The sequence below is a fragment of the Moorena sp. SIO3H5 genome (genome assembly GCF_010692395.1).
Lineage (GTDB): Bacteria > Cyanobacteriota > Cyanobacteriia > Cyanobacteriales > Coleofasciculaceae > Moorena.
On record NZ_JAAHHS010000334.1, the window covers coordinates 1 to 8,680 of the forward strand.

The window sequence follows — 8,680 nt, forward strand, 5'->3', positions numbered from 1 at the left end:
TCGTAAAAATAGCTGTTGCAGTTGACAGCACAAGCGCCTTGTCGATCATCGCATCACGCTGCGCCAACTCTACCCTTACCCAACCGAGTTTGGACTGCATTCTATTGGACTATAACTTACCGGATGGGGACGGATTGACTCTGGTTAAAAAAATCCGTGATGCTGGCATTGAAGTGCCTGTGATTGTGTTGAGTGACCAGGGGAACGATCAAATTAACGAGCAAATTGGGGTTGAGCTGATCAAATCTGGAGCATCGGACTATCTGACCAAAAGCCAAATCTCACCCGAAAAGCTTTTACGTAGTGTTTCTAATGCGGTTCGCCTCTACCGCGCAGAACGGGAAGCGCTCATAGCTCATAAGCGGCTGAAAGAAAGCGAAGAACGCTACCGCTTGGTGCTAGAAGGTTCCAATGACGGGATCTGGGACTGGAACCTGATCACTAAACAACTGTATTGTAATGACCGCTTCTATGAAATTACTGGCTTGTCGGCTGAACACATAGGGAAGTACCACCATAATTTTTCTCCTGATCTCTTATTTAAGTTACTAAATTCCTCAGATCTACTCAAAGTTACTAAGGCGGTGGCTAGTTACCAACAAGATTATCTTGAACTGGATGTAGAATTTCACCTACCCTGTGCTTTTGGAGAAGATCGCTACTGTACTGCTCGTGGCAAAGCCCAGTTGAATGATCAAGGATTACCATTCCGGATGTCTGGTGTAATTACTGATATTACTCAGCAGAAGCGAGCAGAAGAATCCCAGCGATTTCTGGCGGAGGCTTCTGCTGTACTTTCAGCTTCGCTTGATTACCAGACTACATTGGACAATCTAGTGCAGCTGGTAATCCCTCGCTTTGCTGATTGGTGTGCCATTGATGTAGTATCGCCAGTTGATAGCTATGATACTCCCGAGTCTTACCAGCGTCTTGCGGTTGCCCATGTTAACCCAGAGCAAGAGCAGTTGATTTGGAAACTACACCGTTGCTACCCTCCCCAGGGGGATGAAGAGTATGGCAATGGCAAGGTTTTACGTACAGGTTGTACGGATACCTATTTTGAGGTTTCTGATCAATTCCTAAGTGCTGCTGCTGAGGATCCTGACCATCTCAGGATGTTACAGGCATTGAACATTAAGTCTTACATTTGTGTACCTTTACGAATGGGTTCACAAATCTTGGGCTCAATTTGGTTTGTCAGGAGTGACTCAGGTCGCCGCTACAATGAGATCGATGTGAAGTTGGCTGAGGATTTAGCTAGTCGCGCTGCTCTAGCCACTGAAAATGCGCGGTTATACCGAGAGGCAAACCAGGCGAGTGATGATCTCAGGCAGGTAATTACGATTCTCAATGAACAGCAACAGCAATTGAGAACCCTACACCAATTGACTAATCTCCTCAATCAACGGCTGACTAACCTTCCAAATCTGTTGCAAGAGATCGTATCCGAGGTAGTTAAAGCGATTGCTGGGGTTGAATTTTGTTTTATCATTCTCAATAATTCTCTTGGTAACCCTGAAGTCTTAAGGGTTACCGAGGGCATTCATACACAAAAGTTCCACTGGGAAGACATCTTGCCCCTTGAGCAAGGGTTACTATCTCAAGTCTTTTTAACTGGCAAATCTCAGTTAATTCATCGCAAGGGTTGGCATTCGCGGCATCCGGAAGAGGAAGTACCATCCGCTATTTACGCTGTGGCGATTGAGTCTGTGCAAGCAGGACGCTTGGGAGTACTAGCTATTGGCAATTGGGAAGACCCAGAGGCATTAGACCAATCAGGTCGCAATCTGCTAGGAGCAGTGGGTGAACAAGCTGCGATCGCAATTGATAATGCTCGCATGATTAATGAACAAGCTGCGATCGCAATTGATAATGCTCACATGATTAAAGCCTTAGAGGAGCAAGAAGCGCGTTTAGAGTTTCAGAACACGATGCTAGCTCGCCAGAATCGGGAACTCGAAAGGAGAGATGCATCCCTCAAGCTACAGAACCTGCAATTGTTGGAAGCAGCACGATTGAAATCCCAGTTTGTTTCTACGATATCCCATGAGTTACGGACTCCCATGAATGCCATTATTGGCTTTTCTCAGCTACTATTGCGTCAGCGTCAGGGCTCCTTGACCCACCAACAAGCAGATATAATGGAGCGCATTGTCAATAATGCTCAACATTTACTGACTCTGATCAAGGATATGATTGACCTGTCCAAAATTGAGGCAGTTTGTCTGGAGTTAACCTTGGAAAGTTTGCATTTGGACAGGTTGATCAAAGAAACCATCAATGAATTCCGTTGCCTAGCCGATCAGAAAGATTTAGGGTTATCTATCCAAACCAATTTACAAAATCCCATGGTAATCAATGATAGCCTCCGCCTGCGGCAGATTTTGGTCAATCTGGTTTCCAATGCGATTAAGTTTACCGAAATTGGCAGGGTAGAGGTGGTAGTCAAGGAAATTTCCACCGACTGGCTGATGCTCACTGTTAGGGATACGGGAATTGGAATTGCTGAGAATGACTTAGAGCATATTTTTGAGGAGTTCCAACAAATTGATCAAACCACAACTCGCAAGTACTCGGGTACCGGCTTAGGACTGGCGATTACAGAATCTTTAGTCAAGTTGATGCAAGGAACGATTACGGTAGAGAGTAAGGTTGGTAAGGGGTCTACCTTCCATGTCAAGTTTCCTCGACAAGTAAAAGTTTCTACTCCCGATTGTCTTGATTGCGATCTACCACAATCTAAAACCCTAGGTTGTTCGTTTTTGCCCCAGACTCTTAAAGGATTTCGTGCTGGAAGGGTAATTTATTAGCTTTCAGGAAAATCATCAGCGACTCAACCAAGCGATCGCTTCTCGAATCCAATCTTCCGCATTCTTACTTTTAGCTACCTGAGGATCCTCACTTATAGCATGGAGTGCTTGAGCTATTTCATCATTTTCATATCCCAAAGCTAACAGGGTCATTTCCACATCTTCCTGAATCCCTGGTGAGAGTCCATTAGCAGATAGTGGGGACTCTACCTCTGATACCTTATGCCATTGAGCCAACTTTGTTTTCAGTTCTAGAGCAATGCGTTCAGCGGTTTTGCTACCCACACCAGGGGTTTTGGATAAGGCACGAATATTACCTGTGACAATCGCTTGGACTAAATTTGGCAATCCCAAGGTGTCCAGTAGTGCGATCGCTAATTGAGCACCAATACCGTTGACACTAACTAACTGACGAAACAAATCCCGCTCAGCGGCTGAAGCAAAACCGTATAGCACCTGTTGCTCCTCCCGGATTTGCAAATGGGTGAAGATTTGCACGGTTTTTTCCGATAAAGCTACGGGCAACTCCTGGGACAAACGGCGAGTGATTTGTATTTCATACCCAATGTAGTTGACATCTAGAATCAGAGTGACCCGATTACCAGTGCTTTTTTGAATGCTAGCTACTGTCCCCTTGAGATAGCTGATCATTTTCTTATTTATTGGCGACCATTAATTACAACTCAAAAAGCTAACTCAAAAAGCTAAAATGATTCAAACCTTCTATTATACCACCTGCACAGTTAGCTTTAGCCAGGTAATGGTAATCGGCTGAGTTGTTTTCGTACCACTCGCGAAGTTCTGGTCGGGCATTACCCACTATAATTCCTCGGGAAAAGCCAACGCTAAATAAGGCAATGTCATTTCCTGAATCGCCACAAACCACTGTCCGTTCCGACTCAATTCCCCACTGTTGCCGTAAAAACTCTACTGCTAGACCTTTATCACTATTGCTGGGTAGAATGTCTAAGTCTTTCCCACCACTATAGATCAACTTGAAATTAACACCCCTTCCTTGAAGCTGAGATTCCAGTTGAGGTAGCACCCTCAAAGCTGCTTCTTCTGTCAGGTGATAGCTGACTTTAAAGGGACGTTGTTCTGATTCTACTTGGGGAATTAAGTCAGAATATTGAGCAGCCGTTTCCACAATCATGTCCCGATCCCATCCTTCAGATAACTTAGAAGACCAGTCTGGATTGGGGGTATCTTGGCCATCATTATCATAAATTTCTGTACCCACAGAGGTGATCAGAGCATCTGGATCAATAAGTGGCTTCTCGGCTTTCAGCTCGTGGTAGGAACTATGGGATCGCCCTGTAGCATAAACGATTCTTGTACCATGTTCTTGGCGATGCTGACTTAGCAGAGGGTTCAGTTTAAGCAGAGCCTCATCATCCCCTACTAGAGTATTGTCAAGGTCAGTTACAAACAGAAATTTAGTCACGAGATGCTAAGAGGTTCGGGTATTGCCTTATTGTCCTACATAGTTGGGTTAAAAATCATAGTTGGGTTAAAAATGCGCTTTGGTTAATCGCCTTTTGGCTACAATTGAATTAGCTATCTGGCCTAGTACTAAGCATAATCCCTATAACCTAGACAGTTATGGCTCATCTCAACCAACGCCGCCCTCAAAATATCATTGGTGACTTTTACGTCGATAGCAGCTGTATTGATTGTGATGCCTGCCGTTGGATGACTCCGGAAGTGTTTCATCGTGCTGATCAGCAGTCTGCGGTTTATCATCAACCTGCTAATCAGACAGAACGCTTGAGAGCTCTTCAAGCCCTATTATCTTGTCCCACCTCTTCTATTGGTACTGTTGAGAAACCTAAAGAGATTAAAGACGTTCAGCAGAGTTTCCCCATCCCAATAGCAGACAATGTCTACCATTGCGGCTACCATTCAGAAAACTCTTATGGTGCTGCTAGCTACCTTATCCAACACCCCCAAGGCAATATTTTAATCGATTCTCCCCGCTTTACACCGCCACTGGTCAAAGCTCTAGAGGCAATGGGTGGGATTCGTTACATGTACCTGACCCATCAGGATGATGTGGCAGATCATCACAAATACAGACAGCATTTCCAGTGCGAACGCATTTTGCATAGAGATGACATTACCACTGATACCCGTGATGTGGAAATTCAGCTCACTGGTTCTGAGCCTTATCCCTTAGACAAAGACCTGTTGATTATCCCAGTACCTGGTCACACCAAAGGTCACACTGTTCTACTGTACAAGCACAAATTTCTCTTCACCGGTGACCATCTTGCTTGGTCTGATCAACTTCAGCAACTGATTGCCTTTCGTCGCTACTGCTTCTACTCCTGGCAGGAATTAATCAAGTCAATGGAGAGGTTAACCAACTACTCCTTCGAGTGGGTATTACCAGGACATGGACGCCGGTATCATACTGATGCTCAGACTATGCAAGATCAGCTGAACCAGTGTCTTGTCTGGATGAAGCATCAAGGATGAAGCATCAAGGAGCAAATTAAGTCACCACCTAAAATCTTCCCCCTCATCCCTTTGATGCCACTACTTTGGGAAAACATACCCAAGTCTTGGGTTTATCCCTGATTACCATCACATTTCAGCCATCCAATCAATCACTCTAGCTCAACGCTTTTGCCAAAAGGTTTTTGATCTCGTCCCCACCTTGGCTTTGAACGAAAGAGAGGACAATCGGTATAAATTTGGAAATCATATCATTATCCATTTTTAGTTGATCAAAACCTCCTACGAGGCTAGCTATAGTGCCTAATTGTCCAACGCCACCGCCCATTGATGCCGCTAATCCTCCCAAGGCTCCCATCATGCCACCACTTTTTGGTGCTGCTTGGAGTAAATCATTTATCCCTGGAATATATTGCGCTACTTCGGTAAAACTCTCATCTCCCAGCTGTTTCTTTGCCAGTTGGAAAATAAGTCCAGCTCCGCCTTGGGCTTGATTTTCTTGCACTCCCAGGTTTTCAGTTAACAGTTGAATCAGTTCCATAGATGCTCTCTTACTTCGATTGCGATATCGTTGTCGCCTTAATTTAACATCCGATAGCAAAAATAATCATTTATTTACATTCTTTTAAGATAGTTATCTATTCCTATTTAGAGTTTATAGTTTTTAACACAACCCATAAACTTTATACACAACTAGTAACTTAGAGCAGTAAGTAGAGCAGTAAGTTCTTTTTGGGCTATAAGCTATCTAAATTTAAGTAAATTAACAAAAAATTAATCATTAATCTATAGTAATCTGATTGGATTCGTGAACAGTAACAGCTTTTAATCAGTATTGCTGGAACTATCGAAGTCAGGGGGATTTTCAAGAAAAAATTGCTAAATTACATTTACTAGATTACATTTAATTACAGGAAACCGCTGCAATTTTAGCTAAATTACTAAAAAATCTAAAGTATTGATAATTTAAATAAAATATCGCCCTTAAGCTGAATAATTGTTTTCCAACTTACGTAAAATAAAATCCAGAGGTGCGAACAAAGAGCGAATTTAATGCTTAATACGGAAAGCGCACCTAATAAAAGACTTTGACCTATCTGGAGGTTTCTATGGTCAGCTACGCATCACCAATGGGAATGGGAGTTAAGTTAACAGCTAACCCAGGGGATAGAATTGCCACTGAACCCCAAACTATTGAGGAAAAAGCGAAGCAGGTTGCTGTGGATACGATTGATATTACAGGGGATCACCTCAAAATTCCCACTTACTTCATAGTAAAATACCCTGATGGTGAAACCAAGGCACTACACCATGTCAAGGATGCTGAAGCAATTTCAGATCTGATCCGGCAGATGCAACTTCAGCAACAAGAGTGGCCTCAAGAATCAGAGGAAGTTAAACATTGGTTGAACCTACCTGGTATGCTTCTGATATTGGCTGGTTTCTTAATGACTTCTATCGTCCTAGTCGGTATTTTCTAGCTACCCTAATCCTGCACGAGTAATCATGGGTAATGAGTGATGAATGATGAACCTTAGACAATAGCTAGGGTTCATCATTCATCCTTCATGGTTGGATCATTTTTTCAGTTACCTCAACATCATTTGAGGCGGTGTTGTGCGCCACAATTGCTCTAAACCAACTGCTGGCATAGTTAGATACAACAGATCACCAGCGGCTAGGTTAATTTCCAATAAATCCCAGCCATGAATGGTTTGATACTTAGTTTCTAGATACAGTGGCACAAAGTCAGCAGACCTAGCAGCATCTTTAACACGGCGTCCACAGAAAGGATGCTCGGTGGTAATTTTAGTGGCTAAGGCAACCCAAAGCGTATCACCAATCATACCATTGCCTAATACTTGTCCACCTAATGCCGCAGCTGCAAAGGAAGGAGTGGCTAGTTCTATGGGAGACAATACTGCTTCAAATTCAAACACTTGCTGTACCATATGGGAAAAGTGGGGGTCTTGATTGCGGACAACCACTGACAATTTTGAAGCTAGACTTTTGGCACTTAGAGCAATTTCTAAATTGGCTGTATCATCACTAGTAACTGCTAACAGGGCTTCTGCTCTTTGGATGTGTGCTGCGGTGAGTGTAGCAGGTAAACTGGCATCTCCGTGAATGACTGCAATACCAAGAGAACGAACAATGTTCAGGAAACGATTGTTGGGGTTACTTTCAATCACCACCAATTCATGGCCTTGGGCATGAAGTTGGTATAGGATTTGGAGTCCTACATTTCCGAGTCCACATACAACATAGTGATTTTTGTAGGGAACTCTCGCAGCATCCCAAAACTGTTTGAGTCGGGTACCTAAGACAAAATCGTTTAGCAGAGCATAGCAAATCCCAATCACACCAGCCCCTACTAACATCATCACAGCAGTAAATACCTTAATAGTGTCTGGGGACTTTTCTGCTACTTCTTCTTGACCACCAGCACCAGTAATCATACCCACAGAAAAATATAGAGCATCAACAATAGAGGTTTCTAGGTTGACACACACATAAGTCAATGTGGCTGTAAAAATTATCAGGAGTAGGAAAAGGGTCACTACTAACATTGGTTGAGCATGATGCTGAAACTGTTGAAAGTTTGTGAAGACTTTCAACAGTTTCTGTAGCCAAGATTGGCGTTTAGGACGAAACCGAGGCTGAGTACCAATAATTAAGCGATCGCCAGGTTGTAACTGTTTCCCCTGAACTACTGCGGAAACTAAATCTAACCTGGAGTCCATGGGTAGATAGTAGATCAACATTCGCGTACGCTCATCCCACAGGTCACTCAACTGTGTTCCCATCCAAGGGTGGCTTTCGGTGATAATTTCTTCGTGTATCGGCCAGGTTTGATTGTATAGCTTGAGTTGCCCAATCGCTTGATTCCCCATTGCTGCGAAGGCAAATACCGGTGCTGCTAGAGAAGAAACACTCATGCTGACATGATCCGGTAGGGTCTGATCTAAACGAGTACCCAAGCTGCTATTAAACAATCGGTTAACGATCCGAATCCGGGGATTAATCACTCGTGCCTGAGTCAGGATTGCCAGATTGAGAGCATCGTCATTACAGGCAAGAACTAGGGTTTGGGAATGTTCGAGTCCAGCGGCAAGTAGGGTAGAAACAGCCCGCAAGTCTCCAATAATAATATTGTTTTCGTCACCAGGGATTACTCTGTTGCTGATGCCAACAACAGCTACTCCCTGCTGCTTCAGTAAGCGGAATATTTTGTATCCAGTGCGACCCAAGCCACAGATAATGATGCGGGGTTTCATGTGTCAACCTTGTTGACCGAAATAATTGTTGTCGTTTTGCATCTAGCTAAGTGTTCTTTTACAATTCTTATCCAAGATAGCTCAAAGAACTGTAGCCGAAGACACTTCTGCTGGGAATGAAAGGTTAAAATCTCG

At 43.6% G+C, this 8,680-nt stretch carries 7 protein-coding genes; 3 read left to right on the forward strand and 4 right to left on the reverse strand.

Annotated elements, in window-relative coordinates; genetic code table 11:
• Window positions 1–38: 38 nt before the first annotated feature.
• Window positions 39–2,810: an ATP-binding protein gene (locus F6K52_RS27275; RefSeq protein ID WP_293085772.1), complete on the forward strand. Its 2,772-nt coding sequence runs from the start codon at window positions 39–41 to the stop codon at window positions 2,808–2,810.
• Between the two features lie 15 nt (window positions 2,811–2,825).
• Here the strand turns inward: F6K52_RS27275 and ruvA are convergent, their stop codons facing one another.
• Both ruvA and F6K52_RS27285 read right to left on the reverse strand, forming a co-directional pair.
• Window positions 2,826–3,461, reverse strand: coding sequence for a Holliday junction branch migration protein RuvA (ruvA, locus tag F6K52_RS27280; protein WP_293027487.1), 636 nt, complete (start codon window positions 3,459–3,461; stop codon window positions 2,826–2,828).
• Between the two features lie 40 nt (window positions 3,462–3,501).
• A complete protein-coding gene (locus tag F6K52_RS27285; RefSeq protein ID WP_293085760.1) occupies window positions 3,502–4,254 on the reverse strand; it encodes a sucrose-phosphate phosphatase in 753 nt (250 codons plus the stop codon).
• Between the two features lie 158 nt (window positions 4,255–4,412).
• Here F6K52_RS27285 and F6K52_RS27290 point away from each other — a divergent pair, with 158 nt between their 5' ends.
• A complete protein-coding gene (locus F6K52_RS27290; protein ID WP_293085763.1) occupies window positions 4,413–5,288 on the forward strand; it encodes an MBL fold metallo-hydrolase in 876 nt (291 codons plus the stop codon).
• Between the two features lie 136 nt (window positions 5,289–5,424).
• Here the strand turns inward: F6K52_RS27290 and F6K52_RS27295 are convergent, their stop codons facing one another.
• The gene (locus F6K52_RS27295; protein ID WP_293085766.1) at window positions 5,425–5,868 is read right to left on the reverse strand and encodes a DUF2780 domain-containing protein; all 444 of its coding nucleotides are present in this window, start codon (window positions 5,866–5,868) and stop codon (window positions 5,425–5,427) included.
• 487 nt (window positions 5,869–6,355) lie between these two features.
• On the opposite strand from F6K52_RS27295, the gene F6K52_RS37115 reads away from it, so the two are divergent.
• On the forward strand, window positions 6,356–6,748 hold the full coding sequence (locus F6K52_RS37115; RefSeq protein WP_364419943.1) for a hypothetical protein: 393 nt from the start codon (window positions 6,356–6,358) through the stop codon (window positions 6,746–6,748).
• 108 nt (window positions 6,749–6,856) lie between these two features.
• On the opposite strand, the gene F6K52_RS27305 is transcribed toward F6K52_RS37115, so the two are convergent.
• Window positions 6,857–8,545 carry an NAD-binding protein gene (locus F6K52_RS27305; RefSeq protein ID WP_293085769.1) on the reverse strand — a complete coding sequence of 563 codons (1,689 nt, stop codon included), beginning with the start codon at window positions 8,543–8,545 and terminating at the stop codon, window positions 6,857–6,859.
• Window positions 8,546–8,680: the final 135 nt, after the last annotated feature.